The 14002-nt window shown below is 53.0% G+C and carries 12 protein-coding genes; 2 read left to right on the top strand and 10 right to left on the bottom strand.

Annotated features, from left to right (window positions below; translation table 11 throughout):
• Window positions 1–166 precede the first annotated feature (166 nt).
• The 4 genes from ACR9FF_RS12820 to ACR9FF_RS12805 are packed head-to-tail and all read right to left on the bottom strand — an operon-like array spanning window position 167 to window position 3747.
• The gene (locus ACR9FF_RS12820; protein ID WP_127491439.1) at window positions 167–1399 is read right to left on the bottom strand and encodes a beta-ketoacyl-[acyl-carrier-protein] synthase family protein; all 1233 of its coding nucleotides are present in this window, start codon (window positions 1397–1399) and stop codon (window positions 167–169) included.
• On the bottom strand, window positions 1396–1890 hold the full coding sequence (locus tag ACR9FF_RS12815; protein WP_435171490.1) for an SRPBCC family protein: 495 nt from the start codon (window positions 1888–1890) through the stop codon (window positions 1396–1398). The genes ACR9FF_RS12820 and ACR9FF_RS12815 overlap by 4 nt, the downstream gene beginning before the upstream one ends.
• The gene (locus ACR9FF_RS12810) at window positions 1863–3050 is read right to left on the bottom strand and encodes an NAD(P)/FAD-dependent oxidoreductase (RefSeq protein WP_435171488.1); all 1188 of its coding nucleotides are present in this window, start codon (window positions 3048–3050) and stop codon (window positions 1863–1865) included. The genes ACR9FF_RS12815 and ACR9FF_RS12810 overlap by 28 nt, the downstream gene beginning before the upstream one ends.
• A complete protein-coding gene (locus ACR9FF_RS12805; RefSeq protein WP_435171486.1) occupies window positions 3043–3747 on the bottom strand; it encodes a methyltransferase domain-containing protein in 705 nt (234 codons plus the stop codon). Before ACR9FF_RS12805 ends, ACR9FF_RS12810 begins: the two co-directional genes overlap by 8 nt.
• Before the next feature lie 192 nt (window positions 3748–3939).
• Between ACR9FF_RS12805 and ACR9FF_RS12800 the strand changes: the two genes are divergently transcribed.
• Entirely contained in the window at window positions 3940–5871 is a 1932-nt protein-coding gene (locus tag ACR9FF_RS12800) for a glycosyl hydrolase family 18 protein (RefSeq protein ID WP_435171484.1), read from the top strand.
• 50 nt (window positions 5872–5921) lie between these two features.
• Here ACR9FF_RS12800 and ACR9FF_RS12795 read toward each other — a convergent pair whose 3' ends face one another.
• Together ACR9FF_RS12795 and ACR9FF_RS12790 are read right to left on the bottom strand one after the other, a co-directional pair.
• Window positions 5922–7064, bottom strand: a complete 1143-nt coding sequence (locus tag ACR9FF_RS12795) for a DUF2264 domain-containing protein (RefSeq protein ID WP_435171482.1) — start codon at window positions 7062–7064, stop codon at window positions 5922–5924.
• A 47-nt stretch (window positions 7065–7111) separates the two neighbouring features.
• Window positions 7112–8242, bottom strand: coding sequence for a glycoside hydrolase family 88 protein (locus tag ACR9FF_RS12790; RefSeq protein ID WP_435171480.1), 1131 nt, complete (start codon window positions 8240–8242; stop codon window positions 7112–7114).
• 112 nt (window positions 8243–8354) lie between these two features.
• Between ACR9FF_RS12790 and ACR9FF_RS12785 the strand changes: the two genes are divergently transcribed.
• Window positions 8355–9230, top strand: a complete 876-nt coding sequence (locus ACR9FF_RS12785) for a helix-turn-helix domain-containing protein (protein WP_435171478.1) — start codon at window positions 8355–8357, stop codon at window positions 9228–9230.
• A 159-nt stretch (window positions 9231–9389) separates the two neighbouring features.
• On the opposite strand, the gene ACR9FF_RS12780 is transcribed toward ACR9FF_RS12785, so the two are convergent.
• From ACR9FF_RS12780 to ACR9FF_RS12765, 4 genes are all read right to left on the bottom strand, one after another.
• Window positions 9390–10181 (bottom strand): ChbG/HpnK family deacetylase, encoded by a 792-nt coding sequence (locus ACR9FF_RS12780; RefSeq protein WP_435171476.1) that lies wholly within the window; start codon window positions 10179–10181, stop codon window positions 9390–9392.
• A complete protein-coding gene (locus tag ACR9FF_RS12775; RefSeq protein WP_435171474.1) occupies window positions 10178–10354 on the bottom strand; it encodes a hypothetical protein in 177 nt (58 codons plus the stop codon). Before ACR9FF_RS12775 ends, ACR9FF_RS12780 begins: the two co-directional genes overlap by 4 nt.
• 190 nt (window positions 10355–10544) lie before the next feature.
• Window positions 10545–12356 carry a cache domain-containing sensor histidine kinase gene (locus ACR9FF_RS12770; RefSeq protein WP_435171472.1) on the bottom strand — a complete coding sequence of 604 codons (1812 nt, stop codon included), beginning with the start codon at window positions 12354–12356 and terminating at the stop codon, window positions 10545–10547.
• Entirely contained in the window at window positions 12356–13930 is a 1575-nt protein-coding gene (locus tag ACR9FF_RS12765; protein WP_435171470.1) for a response regulator, read from the bottom strand. Before ACR9FF_RS12765 ends, ACR9FF_RS12770 begins: the two co-directional genes overlap by 1 nt.
• Between the last annotated feature and the right edge of the window lie 72 nt (window positions 13931–14002).

Below are 14002 nucleotides of genomic sequence, written 5' to 3'. Positions count from 1 at the left end.
TTGATTCAAATGGCATTTACAATCGAACGTGTTTGCTAATAAATTTTATGGTAATATTTACAATTTTTATCTACGGAAGGAATCGTTAATGCCCGTAAAGCCTCACGTGCAAGAGCTGTAATAGAAAAAAGGCCGCTTCCAATGTAACATGGAAACGGCCTTTTCGTTATGCTTTGCGGAATGCCAATACCGCATTGACTCCGCCGAAGCCGTAGGAATTCGATACGGCTGCCTCTGCCTTCACTTCTCTTGCCTGCCTGGCGACCAGATCAATCTCGGCCTCCGGATCCGGATCATTCAAATTCGTCGTTGGCGGAAGCCAGCCCTGGTTCAAGGAAAGCAGCGTAATCGCCGCTTCTATTGCGCCGGAAGCTCCAAGCGGATGCCCGTACAAGCCTTTTGTTCCGCTGACCGCAACCGGACGGCTGCCGAATACGCTTCGTATCACCTTCGATTCCGTCACGTCATTAAGCAGCGTTGAAGATCCGTGCGCATTGACGTACGAGACGTCATCCGGCGACATATCCGCGCTCGAGAGCGCCAGCCTAAGCGCCCGGGCAGCTTGCGCGCCAGTGGGAAGCGGCGCGCTCATATGATGGGCGTCGTTTGTTAATCCAAATCCCGCAAGCTCGCCATAGATCCTTGCGCCGCGGGCACGGGCATGATGCTCGGCCTCGATAACAAGAATAGCGGAGCCTTCTCCCATCACAAAGCCATCCCGGTTCCGGTCAAACGGTCTGCTTGCGCTTGCCGGTTCTTCATTGCGAGTCGACATCGCGCGCAGCATATCGAATGCGCCGAAGGATAAAGGAGCGAGCGGCGCTTCCGAGCCGCCCGCCAGCACGACATCCGCTTCGCCGCGCTTGATGGCCTGCAATGCCCTGCCGATGGCAACCGCACCCGAGCCGCAGGACATCGAATTCGTCTCGTTTGGTCCGGTAAATCCGAACTCCATGGCCAGATTGCAGGAGGCTGCCCCGCCGAATACGGAAAATCCAAGCGTTGGGGACACTGAACGGAAGCCGCCATGGAAATATTGCCCGCATTGTTCCTCCGCAAAGGCGATACCGCCTAGAGCCGAGCCCATAAAGACGCCGGCCCGCTCGGTTTCCAGATCCTCCGCATCCAGTCCGGAATCGCGAAGCGCCATAATGCCGCCGGCTACCGCAAGCTGGGAGTAACGGTCCATCCGGTGCGCCCGCTTCTTATCCATAAATGCCGTCGCGTCGAAATGCGGAATTTGCGCGGCAATCCGGCTGCGAAGCCCTTCCGGCACAAATCGGTCAATCGGTTTGACCGCGCTTTCTCCCCGCTGCACGCCTGCCCATAACGCTTCGACTCCTATGCCAATCGGGGTTACGCAGCCGATGCCGGTTACCACCGCTCTAATCTCGTTCATATTAGCCCACCTCTTCCTGGAATGTCCTGCTCGTTCCCGTGCTCTTCGATCCGCTGCTTCAGGCCCTGCAAAGTCCGGTCCGCAATCGCGTAAACGAATACCTCGCCGATCATGTCGGCTGCCAGTCTTCTGCCAAGCGGCGGCTGCAGCCAACGATGAATGATCGTCACCTTTACGGGCTCCTTCTCATCCAATGCTTCTATCAGCCATTCGACTTCCATTCCGGCTGTAACGCCGCGAACATGCTTGTAATACACCGAGCATAACTGCTCGTCCACCTTCATTTCGCTAACCCACCAGACCGGCCATTTAAACGGCTTAAACGGCCTTACCGCTCTCATCATGACGAGTCCGCCCCGGTCGCTGCCGCCCTGCTCGAACTGGACTCCCCGGTAATGCGGAAGCAGCGCCGGCCAATTCTCCACTTGCCGGGCATAACGGAAAGCCGTTTCTTTATCGCAATTTATGGTGATTTCATTACGGGTATACATGTATTCGTCTCCTTCGGGCAATCTCCGATGATCCCCGCAAGCTTATTGGTCAGCAGCGAGGAAGTGCCAACGATTCTAAGGGCTGAACGCCATAGGATAGGCTGCCTGCTTAAACGTTCAATGATGTGCTGCAATCGGGTACCGGCTGCGAATTCGGCCTGCTGGTCCATTCTATATTGACGCAGCGGCTCGTGACTGCGCGTTTGAAGCATTCGTACGATGGCGGGTGCTGCAAGCTCCGCGCTTCTTAATGCCCGATAGATCCCTTGTCCGGTTAACGGATCGTAATAACCCGCCGCATCGCCGAGCAGAAGCATGCCCGCTATGTCATGAGGAATGACCGGTCTGTCGAAGGGACCGCATGTCAGCACGCCGTCTTCGATTTCCGCATCCCGCAGCCGTTCCGTCAGCTCCGGAACAGCCCTCGCCTCGCCAAGGACAACGCCGGAAAGGTCCTTGACCGCTAATGAAGCCGCCTTGGCGCTGCCAAGCACAACGGTCATATTCGCCAGCCCGGCGCCAATCGGGGCGAGGCCAATGACTTTTCCATCGCCGGCCGTAAACAGCTCGACCCTGCCATTTAAACCTCGCACCCCATTCAAACGGGCCGTAAAAGCGGCCTTGCGAAGCGATCCGTACCGGTTCACTTTGGCGTTTCTCGCCACAACGGACCGCAAACCGTCGCTTCCGATGACAAGGGAAGCTCTTATGAACATCGGCTTGCCTTCCGGAGAGCGGGCGATTACGCCAGCCGCCTTCTCTCCTTCCCAGATCAGACGTTCCACCTTCGTACGCTGCTCAAATACCGCACCAGCGCGGCTGGCTTGCTCGGCAAGCCATAGATCGACCTGTTCCCTGCGGCATCCCGCTCCGTACTGTCCTTCCGGATAAACGGCTTCAAGCAAGGCTCGTCCGCTGCTTACTTTCCAGCCTTGTATCGGACTGGACGGGAAATCAAAGGCTTCCCGGGCATGAGAATGCCCCGTTATTCTCCCAAGGGCGGCAACCGCTCCCGGATTCAAGGACTCGCCGCAAGGCTTGCGCCGCGGGAAGGCCTCCGCATCCAGCATCAACACGCGAACACCGCTGGCAGCCAGCAATCTGGCGGATGCGCTTCCGGACGGGCCGGCACCCACAACAATGACGTCATACCTATTCATGGCCAACCACGGCTAGCCGGAACGGAAAATGTTTATGCACCGCCGCGTTTACGCCAGCAAGCTGAACGAGCTGCCGTGCCTCCTGCGGAGTGAAGGAGCGCATGACAGACAGCGGTCCGTCATGTCTCGTTACCGGGCTTTTCCATACGAATCTGGCCAGCAGCTTGGCCGCCAGATAAGCGAGCCGATGCCGTTCCAGATCCGTTACAACCCAACCTGCGCGGGTTACGCGGGCCATTTCGGCGAACAGCTTTATCGCTGATTGCTCGTCCAAATGGTGCAGTGCAAGATTGCAAAAGGCCAGATCAAAGCTTCGGTCTTCAAAAGGCAGGGCCGTTCCGTCCGCATGCAAGACTTCAATGGATGGATACGCATCCGTCCGCCGGGCAGCGAGCTGCACAATTTGCGGATGGTTGTCCACGGCGACAAGCGAGACGTTCCTGCCTCTTTTTTTGCACCAGTCAATAAATGCAACCGGAAGGTCCGCAAGACCCGTGGCCACATCCAATACCCGCACCGGTTCGCTTGGCGCCAGCTTGCGCATCAGCCTTTCCAGATGAACAAACAAAGCCGGATTACCGCCAAGATACCGGTTGACGCCCCACACTTCCCGAAGGCTCTTTTCCAGCTCCACCGGTTCTACGCTATCCCCGTCAAGCCATTCCTTCAGGTCCAGCCGTTCGAACAGCTGTGCCATGCCATCACCTCATCCAGATTTTCCCTGCATGACCTTATTGTTATTCTTTTCCACCTCTTTTATCCGTCCCTCTCAAGGTTTGCGCAACGATTGCCATTATTTACACCTGAAAGCCAGCTGAAATTCATCGCAACCTATCTCTCTCAATTGCGTCTAAATTAGTAGACTTTGAGAGGAGAGTGATAAAGAAGCATGTTCAAAAAACTATCGGCGGCGGTTCTGCTTCTGTTCGTTGCCCAAACCATTGGGACATCCGCGATCAGCATGGCAGCCAGCCCGGTTTCCGGCACAATGACCAAGTATCGCGTCTATCAGAACGATCGTGCATTGCGTGAATTTGCTACCGATAAACAGGCGATTGCTTACGCGTCGAGTTTCGAGTACAGTCATGTGGAAGCGATTACGGGCCGTGAGTGGGTGTGGGACAACCTGCCCAGGTACAAAATCTATCAAGGCGGCACTTCCAGCACCAAATGGGAATACCGCACGTACAACGAGGCAATGGCCGCAGCCAAGAAGATGAAAGGCGTACATATCCGGGATCTGGAAAGCCCGGGCTGGATTTATCAATCCTATCCGAAATATCAGCTCTATCAAGGCGACAAAACAAACGCGAATTGGGGTTATACGACCCTCGATGCAGCCAAGCAGGAAGCGAAGCGCTGGACAAACGCCCATATTATGGAGCTCAGCTCGAATAGCTGGATCTGGGACAACATGACGGATGCTACGGAGAAAAAAATACGGAGCGGCAGCCCGGTCTACTCCATTAAGGTAGATCAGGTACCGGTGGACGGGACAAAAACGTATGCTTTTCTGTACGATGCGATAAAAGCGGCGGCAGCTATTCCAAACAGCACCGTTGTAAACGAGGTGTCCGGACTTGTCGTGCATTCCAATGTGCCGGCTTACGATGTTCAGCAAAGCGGTAAAACGATCAAATCCTTTGTCGCTCTGCAGCCTGCTTTGCAATATGCCAAATATTTCGGTAACTCCGAAGTCAAACATAACGGAACAACCTGGTGGACTAGCGTGCCTTATCTTTCGGTCTATCAAGGCAATAACAAGTTAAAATCATTCTTTACACGCGCATCGGCTGTCGCTTACGCGAAAAGCTACTCCAACAGCTATGTCGTCAATGCAGACGGTCGCAAATTATGGAGCAATACCAAAAACCTTGTCTATCTGGCATGGAATGGTTCATCCAACAGTCAGACGATTCTGAATCAAACGTCGAAGACGCAAGGTCTGTCCATTGATTCCCCGTCATGGTTTGAGCTGAAGGATAGCAGCGGCGCATTAACGGACCTGTCGGATCCGTCGATCGTAACGACGCTGAAGGCTCAGGGCATACAGGTGATGCCGCTTGTGTCGAACGACTTCGATAAGCAGATGACAACGGCTTTCCTGGCGAACTCGAATGCTCAGCAGCAATTCATCTCGGGTCTGGTAACAAAGCTTGATACCTTGGGCGTATACGGAGTTAATATCGACTTCGAAGAGGTTGCGGGTACGGACCGAGCTGGATACACCGCATTCGTTACCGCTTTAACGAAAGCGGCGCACGCCAAAGGGCTGAAGGTCTCCATCGACCTGCCGCGCGGCGATACCAGCTGGGATCATCTCACCGCCTACGAACATGCCGAGCTTGCCCAAGTGGTGGACACGATCATCATTATGGCGTATGACGAGCACTGGAGCGGAAGCTCAACGGCGGGTTCCGTAGCCAGCCTGCCATGGGTGGAAAAAGGCGTTCAGCAGTTCCTGGCGTACGGCGTACCCCGCAGCAAGCTGATGCTGGGCATTCCGTTCTACGTGCGGGAATGGAAGCTTGACGGCTCCGGCAATCTCGTCAGCAACCGCGCGGTTCTGATGAGCGACATTCCTAAGCTGATCGCGGACACGAATGCCGTTGGCGTCTCGGATCCTGCCACTCCCGGCCAGACCAAATACAAATACGTGAAGGACGGCTTCACCTATGTATTTTGGGCGGAAACCGCGAGCAGCGTGCAGGCGCGTATCAACCTCGCGATTAAATACGACCTTGCCGGCGTTGCCGCTTGGCGCCTCGGCTATGAGACACCTGATCTCTGGACGATGATGCTTCGTTTAAAGCAAGGGTAAACAAAACCCCCGGTCCTCGCTGCCTAGCGAGAACCGGGGGTTATTTATTTTTACTTTTGGGCCTTATCTATCGGAAACGGCTGTCCGGACCATGCTTTCTTGGAAGTCCAGTCCGCTTCGCCCTGCCAGAACGGGTGCTCGGGTTTCAAGCCAAGGGGCAGGAACACGGCGGCGCATAGATACAAGCTGCCTGTCGAGATGTATCCTTCGCCAATATCCTCTTGGTCGCCGCAGAATCCGATTCGAAGCCAGCCTCCCTCGTCGAAGGTCCCGGGCTGCTCCATCATACGGCGAATAACCGCCGTCAGCGCGCATCTTGCCTGATTAGGAGCAATGTCTGACGGAAGCCAGCCTTGAAGCACGGCCTGCGACAGCAGCTGAAACGCGCCAAACCGGTAAGCAAGCGAGCGCCCGATCGGCGGGAAAGTGCCTTCCGGAGAAATCAATCGTTCTTGCTGCGCCGCATGGCGGGCCGCCCGGCGGATAACAACAGTCGTTATTTGCTCCCACTCCGGCAATTCCGGTCCGACTGTCCGGAGAATATCAACCAGCATCGGTTGAATGACAAATCCGTTATAGTAGTCCCAATGGAATTCCGGCCCGTCCCCATATACCCCATCGCCCAAATACCATTCCTGATGCTTCTTGAGGGCATAATCGATGCGCATCGGATCCCAATCCTCGCCGAGCAGATACAAGGCCGTCTCGGTCATGGCTGCGAATAACAGCCAGTTGTTATAGCCCGGTTTTCTTGAGCGGGTCGCCTTTAAGCAGGTGACTACGTTTTGCTTTACCCGGTCCTCAAGCTTGCCAAGCAGTTCATGCGGTGCCCGGACAAAGGCATGGGACAAAAAGGCGGAATCGACAATCGGCTGATAGCCGCCGGCGAAGTTCATAACGTCCGGCGATAACGGATCCGTTGCCGCGTCAATGGCTTCTCTGGCCAATTGCGCCATCCCGCTTCGCAGCTTCTCCTCATCCCCGGTTAAGCCGGTCATTTCGAACCAGGGAGCCATTCCGGACAGCAACCGCCCCAAGGCTTCCAGGTATGTGTATTCGCTGCGGTCGTCTGTGAACGCTTGAACCGGCATCCGTTCCTTCAGCTTGCGTTCCGCTAAAGCTTCCAATACCGGCCTTCCGATTCGAAGCATCCATTCTATCCACTGCTCACGATCCTGCGTAACTTCAGCCATCGTTTTTGCCCCCTGCAGTCTTGTCTTCATTGCCATTTTTAATAACGCTAACGCTCGTACCAGTAACCCGGAATGCCTTTTTCAAGGCGCATCAGCGCTTCGAGGTAGAAGTAATCGCCCCAAATCGTATAATCATCCGGCGAAGTATTCGTGCGAACGGAATACGAACCGCGGTTCAAGAAGCCTTCCGCTTCTTTCTCTCCATTCGTCGAGTAATGGCTGACGAGTCCTTCCATGGAGCGGTTCACCGCTTGCATCAGCTTTTTGTACGCAGGATCATTGTCCGATAGGAAGCCGCAAATCTCCAGCATGCCGGAAGCAGCGATGGCCGAAGCGGAGCTGTCCCTCATGGTTTCCCGCACCTGAGGCGCGTCAAAGTCCCAATACACTACGCCATCTTCCGGAATTCGGTCTGCAAAATAGTTGGCGAGCCGCTTGGCCGTCTCCAAATACTCCGGCTTTCGCAAATAACGATAAGCCAGCGCAAAGCCGTAGATCCCCCACGCTTGCCCGCGCGTCCAGGTCGAGCCGTCTTTAAAGCCTTGATGGGTTCCCCCCCGGTTGGAATCGCCGGTCTCGGGATTAAACCAGAAGGTATGGTAAGAGGAATCGTCTCCGCGCACAAGGAAGCGGCGGCTCATCTCCGTATGCTGCTCCGCGGCCTCCCTGAACGATTTGTCCCCGGTCTGCACATAAGCCCAGTGCAGCAGGGGCAGGTTCATCATACAGTCAATGATAATGCGGCCGCCATTGACCGGATCATCCTTTGGTCCCCAAGCCTGCAAAATATTCATATTTTCGCGCCAGCGCTTCATCAGTACTTTCGCAGCATCTATCGTTATTTGCTTGGCGGCTTCATCCTTCTCCAAGATCCATTGCGCCTTTGCGGACAAGGAATACAAGAAGCCGATGTCGTGATGGTCCAGGCTCAGATTGTTCTCGAGCCTCTTCCCTAGGCTATTAACCGTTTGCACGGCTGCTTCTCGGTAAGCTCTGTCTCCGGAATACTCGTAGCTCAGCCATAGAATCCCGGGCCAAAAGCCTTCCGTCCAGCCTTCGTTTTCAATGAGTACGTATTGACCGCTGCTGTTCTCGCTGACATGCGGGAATTTGCTCCCAAACCGTTCGATATTGGCTCTAGTTACCCGCAGCGTATCTTCAATGGCTTTCTTCCACATTTCGATGCCCTCCCGATAAGGTTTATGGCCTCATTATAAATCTCTTGGGCTTAAGGGGAGTTGTGCTATAATGTAGCTAAATTGCGATTTTTGCCCCGCCGGGAGGTACGTAATGCCAACAAATGTTCAGCCTATGGATCTTGGCGCTAACGCTTTTTCCTTTACTCATAGATATGAAACCCGCAACGAGAATTGGCTGATGCTGCATGCGCATCAAGGGATAGAGCTGCTGTACATCCACGAAGGATCCGGCACGGTAACGCTGGAAAGCCAGCAGTATAAGCTTGAGGATAACATGTTATTTTGTTTTCAGCCCTACCAGCTTCATAAAGTAGATGTTCCATTAAAGGACGGAGCTACCTATATAAGAACCAATCTGACCTTTGATGCCCGGATATTGGATCCCTATCTGCAGCCTTTTCCCAAAATGCAAGCTTTTCTGCGAAGTTTAATGTACGGCTTGCTCAGGCGCCAGGTATTTACGTTTTGCGATGACAAGACCTTAGCGAATTTGCTGTTGGACTATGATAAAATGCGAACTCTTACCGGAGGCGAGCCAAGCGTAGAGGATCGGGTACTTTTTCTTCTAGCCCTTTTTAAGCATCTTCAACTGCATGTATTTGAATTAGAAGATACGCACGCTTCCATGGATAAAAACTCCGGCCATGTCGAGAAAATACTAGACTGGATCGAAACGCACTACCGTCAGACGATATCCCTGGAATCCCTGTCACGGGAGCTTCATTTATCCTCTTACCATATATCGCACTTGTTCAAGCAGCAGACCGGAATGACCATCTCCGATTACGTGGCGGGACGCCGGATTCGCGAAGCGTGCGCGCTGCTCGAGAATACGGATTATTCCATTAACGAGATCGGCCGAATGATCGGCGGCTTTAGCGCTCCGTATTTCTCCCAGCTGTTTAAGAAGCATAAAGGGGTAACACCCAATCTGTATCGAAGTGCTATCAAGCATACGTACCAGTAGTCTCGTGGCTGCTGCATGCAAAAAGCTGCCGTCTCCGGCAGCTTTTTGCATTAATGGATGATAAACGTGGCGTCCTGTTTATCCGTCGTAGAGCTGGACGAGCTGAGCGGGTTAATCCGCATACCGGTGTCGCGAAGCGTCCTGCCATCCGGGGTCAGGTTATTTCCTTTCTTCCAGTTCGTCGTAACGAACGGAGGTCACGCCGTATTGGCTGTAAAATGAGGCAAGATCCGGCTCCAGCAGCATCCTTCGTTCGGCATCCCGCTCTGCGGCAATCTGCTCACCGCTTATCTCGGCATTTCCGAATTGACGCATCTCGCTGCTGTCAAAGCCCGGATGCAAAATGACTGTATAGAGCCCTTCCGGGGCTGATTGAATATCTTGCCTATGATGGGATAAGTAGATTTGCGCCAGATCAGCCGTCTCTGCCGGGCTTCCTGCCGCGGCTTCGGCTGACCTTGGAAGCGGCCGGAAGTAACGATGGAAATTAAGGAGTCCTTCCCGTCTGCACCAGGTATCCAGCCATTCCGCATAACCCTTTACGGAGTAGCCGAAAAACATATGCTCGTCGACATACGAGATCCGGAAACCAACCTCGCGGAGACGATCATATTGCGCGAGCGTCTCCGCAATGGCTTCTTCTAAATTCACCTTCCCCATTAGGGATGGATGAGACAGAAAATCCCCTTGTTCATCTATAAGGCTCGGCACCTGATTTGCAGGAAGCACAGGCTTCCATTTCGCGCGGTCCCATTCGGCGTTCATCGTAATATGCATGCCGAAACAAATGTCTTTGCAATCGGCCATCAGCATGGCGCCTTGCTCCAGATAAGGTCCGGGAGCCATCACGCTGACGTTTTTCAACAAGCCGTGCTCGCAGGCTTCCGCAATCGCTTGATTCGCCGACAGGCTGCCTCCGAAATCATCGCCCCGAATGAGCAGCCGTATCATATTGTCACCGTCAAACGGATTCCGAAGGAGCCTATTTTGAGGGCCGAAGCATGCGCAATTTCGTGCAGCTGCAGCCGCAGGGCATCCGGAATACGGCACAGCTGCACCGTTTCGCCGCCATGCACCGGTTTGAGCCGGGCGACATTATGCAGATAGAGATTTTTATAATTCACAAAGGATCCTCTCCTAGTACGTTATAAAGTTTATATTTTTCGCAAATCCTCCTCATTATAGAGGCGGCTTTACGAAAGTAGAGTGGGAAATCCCACGCTCTGCGCCTCAGCGTAGCACGGCTTCTCATCGGATAGACTTTCCCTTCGCCCCACGCCGTTAGGTAATAATCCTCGCAACCAAATTCCTCATTTACCTGAGGCATGATTCTGCCTGTGCCGCTCTGCACGTCCCTGATCCGGAGGCCCGGATCGCCGGAATCGTAATCCGCACGGAGGTTCCCATCCCTTGACCCCCGCCAAACTCCACGCCGTAAGCCTGACCGTATTGAAGCTTGATTCGTTCATCGACATTGCGTACGCCGTAGCCTATTCTTGCGCCATCCGGATCATTCATTTGCCGAAGCTGCTCTCGGCTCATCCCTACTCCGTCGTCAACAATGCCAAAGACGATGGTTTCCCCTTTCCGTCTAGCCGTCAGCTTTAACGACATCCGATCCTCGAAAAAAGCATGCTGTAGCGCATTTTCCAGAAACGGCTGCAGAATGATTTTGATCGTCTCATACCCGTATACGGAAGGCTCGATGTCATACCATACCTGAATCCGGTCCCGGTGCTTGATTTTCTGAATTTCCAAATAAGTAATAGCCTGCTCCAGCTCTTTCGTAACGGGAATATGCGTCTTGCCCTCGTTAAGGGTAAGTCTGTAAAATTTCGCCAACCCCATAACCATGTCGTGCAGCCTGTCGATCTCGCCCATCTTGGCCAATCTGCTGATCGAGGATAACGTATTGTACAGGAAATGCGGATTAATTTGCGCTTGCAGCGTCTCGAGTTCAGCTTCCTTTTTCTCAATGTTAGCCAGGTATACCTCTTGAATCAGCCGGTCGATGTCTTTGCTCATTTTATTGAAAGCCCTTGCAATTTGAGCGAATTCATCGGCGCCGTTAATCTCCATCCGGTTTCCGAAATCTCCGCTCCGGAACGCGTTCAAGGAAGCGATGACCCTTTTTACCCCATTGGAAAAATAACGCGAAATTAATATACCTATCGCAATAAGGACGATCGTGCTTATAAAACAAACGAGCAGCGTCAAATTCCGGACATGCCTGGCATCTTTCTCCAGCACCGATTGCGGAAGCGACGCGACAATTTTCCAGCCTAACCCGGGCAAGACATCCTCTATCTTAAAGGTTTGCGTTCCAGCATGCTCTCCGGAGATATCCGGTCTCACGCCCGACAGACGCATGGTCAAGCCTTTGCCGTCCGCAACCAAAATCGTGCTGGATTCTCCCAGCTTGCGGTAATCGGCAGCTTCGAGCAAAGCATCCACCTTGACCATAATGCGGAGAATGCCAAATGTCCTTCCCTTATCGAAATCGACAAGACGGCGGATCATCGATACATTGCCGAATTGCCCGTCATTCTCAACCTGGCTCCAGACATATTCTTCTCCCCTGTATACCTTGGGGTCGATGACCTCCGGATTGGCTTGCCAAGGCAAGTCTTTGTACCAGGTTTCTTCCTCGATACGTGACAGATGGTAAATATCAAACCGGTTGTTCTCGTCAAGCGGATCCTTCCGCGAATCCAGTTCACCGTAGATCTCGGGAAAAGACTCCTCGGCCAAATAAAGCCGGACCTGCAGCTTCCCGCTTGCCCGGAGCATAATGTTTTGCAACGTTGGCAGCATGTAATTCTGCAGCGAGTCGTAGCTTGTCCAGCCCGCCTTGTAGGTTCGCAGCAGCTTCTGAACGGTAAGATCATAGAACAGCTGGTCCGAGCTGCGTTTGATTTCGGATGATTTATAATCGATATTGTCCCGCATCTGCTCCAAGGTACCGCTAAGATTAACCCGGGTCTGTTCCTTAATGGAGTGGACCGAGGATTGGTAAGCGATCATGCCGACAACGGAGGTTGGCGTTAAGGCGAATACCAGGTAAGAGATCATTAGCTTGAAGCCGAAGGACATCCGCTTATCCTTAAGTCCAAGCAATCGATTCATCAACGCTGCCTCCTGAACTCGTTCGGCGAAAGCCCGTAAGCATCCCGGAACAGCTTGTTGAAGTGGGTCAGATTTTTGTAACCGACGCTGAACGCCACCTCGTACACCTTGCGTACCGGATCTTGCAGCATTTCATGGGCTTTGGCGAGGCGCTGGCGGATAACGAACTCGCTGAAGGTAACGCCCCTCTCTTCCTTGAAAAGATGTCCCAGATAGTTGGGCGAGAACGAGAAACGGTCCGCAACTTCCCTCAGCTCAATGCTCCGGTCTAGATGGGCATTGACGTAATCTTCAATCTCTTTCATGATCTTATGATTTTTCTTCTGTTTTTTTCTTTGCAAGGATTCCGAAATTTCGAAAAACCGTCTGCGCATCCACGACTGGATGTCGTATACGGTCTCGAAATGATAGAGAATATCCAGCTGCTCGAAGCGGATGCCCAAGAGACTTTCCAAATTCTCGTTAACGCTTTCAAGATACGTATCAAGCTTGGAAAGAATATGCTGGGCGAAGGACTGGACATGAAGCTTCCGGTCGAGCCGCTTGATGAATGCGAATAAACTCTCGAGGCAATCGTCTATCTTTACAAGATCGTATTGCATCATAGCGTTGAAAAGCTCGTCCAGCATCATTTCCGGACGGCTGCCTTCCGAATCTCTTTCTTCAATATTCATGGATCGTATCAAGCGGTTTTTCCCTGACAGCCATTTATGCTCCAATATCCGGCTTGCCTCCGAGTAAGCAGCCGGCAATTCGGCAAGCGATGAGAATGGAGTTCCTGCGGCAACCGTAATGGTTCCGTTTAATTGCTCTCTGACCATGGAAAGGAGCTGGGCTCCCCGTGCTTCCGCCGACTCTTCGTTAATGTCAATGACGAGAAGCATCCGAATCGGATCGATCCGGAACGCAAATAAAGCTCCCAGCAAGCGGGAACAGCTTTCTATTACCTTCATCGCTTGATCGGCTTGCTCATCGCCGGAATCGGACTCCGTTCGTTTTAAATAATTAAGGCCGGCATCATCCAGCTCCGCTAATAAGGCTGTATAGTTGGATTCCTTTTTTTCCAATTCCGCCTCGGCAAGCCAGTCTTCTTCCGCGGCAGGCAAATATTCTCCCCTCAGCCACTTTTTCATTTTTTGTTCCCGGATAAGCGGAGCAGACTCTCTATACTTCTCGTCCAGAGCGCCGCGGTAGCGTTCGGTATCCAGCTGAGAACGGATTTCCTGGAGCACTCGAATAAGCTCTTCCTGGTCAACCGGCTTCAGAACATAACCGTTTGCATTCATCTGAATCGCTTGCCTGGCGTATTGAAATTCCTCATGCCCGCTTACGAATACGACCTTAATGCCCAGATGCGTATCCTTGAGTTTGCGAACGAGCTCCAGTCCCGACATAATCGGCATGCGGATATCCGTGACCAGCACATCCGCCTCATTGTCTCTCAAATACTCCAGGACTTTATATGCGTTTGTCGCCTGGTACACAACCTCCATACCAAGCTCCTTCCAAGGCATGAGGAGCTCCATGCCCTCCAAATCAAGCATCTCATCATCGGCAAGTATTACGCGATACATGGTAGTCACCTCGATTCCCGTCTTTACCGGCGGCTCTAGCAAATAAAGGCAGAGCCGAGCAGATATAGCTAT

It is taken from the genome of Paenibacillus glycanilyticus (assembly GCF_051200795.1).
In the GTDB taxonomy this organism is placed as follows: Bacteria; Bacillota; Bacilli; order Paenibacillales; family Paenibacillaceae; genus Pristimantibacillus; species Pristimantibacillus glycanilyticus.
This window is presented reverse-complemented; position numbering and strand designations above follow the sequence as displayed.